Annotated in this window: 1 protein-coding gene; it reads right to left on the bottom strand. The window is 52.5% G+C overall.

Translation table 11 applies throughout. The annotated features are described in order from the left end of the window. A partial coding sequence (locus A3730_RS27025) for a multicopper oxidase domain-containing protein (protein WP_156501400.1) occupies positions 1–699 on the bottom strand: 699 nt, incomplete at its 3' end. Positions 700–739: the final 40 nt, after the last annotated feature.

Here is a 739-nt window from a genome sequence, read left to right as displayed (position 1 = left end):
CCAGTTCTGGTCCGGCCCTTTACCATTGATCAGGCCCGTAAAGCCATGCACGTCTTCGACGTCTGCTTTCATCATGCGCATGCCACCCCAGGCCATGCGATCCCGAACTGTGTTCATAAAACCGTTCTCGGACACATCCGAGAAAAACTCGCCCACGGTCTGCTGATCGCGGTTGTAATAATCAGTCATCATTTTCAAGTTGCGCATGATGCGATCACCGGAATGCGGGTGTTTGTCGGTCAATTGGACGACGTATTCGCGGTCGTAACGGAACGGTTCACGCCCCTCGGGTTCGATAACGATGGAACCGTAGGCGCCATCCGGCTCCTGAAAACCAGAGTGGCTGTGGAACCAGTAGGTGCCCGCTTGCTGGATGGGAAATTCGTAGGTAAAGGTTTCACCCGGCTTGATGCCCGGGAAACTGATACCTGGTACTCCATCCTGATCGAAAGGAAGGATCAGACCGTGCCAGTGAATGGACGTCATCTCATCCAGATTGTTGGTCACGTTGATCCTGACGTTTTCGCCTTCTTTGAAGCGCATCACCGGCCCCGGAGATACGCCATTGTATCCAATGCCTTCTTTCACGAAATCGCCAGTATCAATTTTTACCCGGTCGACCGTCAGGTCGTACTCACCAGCCATAACCATGGCTGGCATCAGCAGGCTTAAAAGTCCTGTCAGTAGGCGTGTTTTCATCTTTTTCTTACTCCAAACTGCACTTCGTTGAAGCAGGGCT

This window comes from Alcanivorax sp. HI0044, from assembly GCF_001634945.1.
The sequence above is the reverse complement of the archived record's forward strand: the minus strand, read 5'-3'. Positions and strand labels throughout refer to the sequence as shown.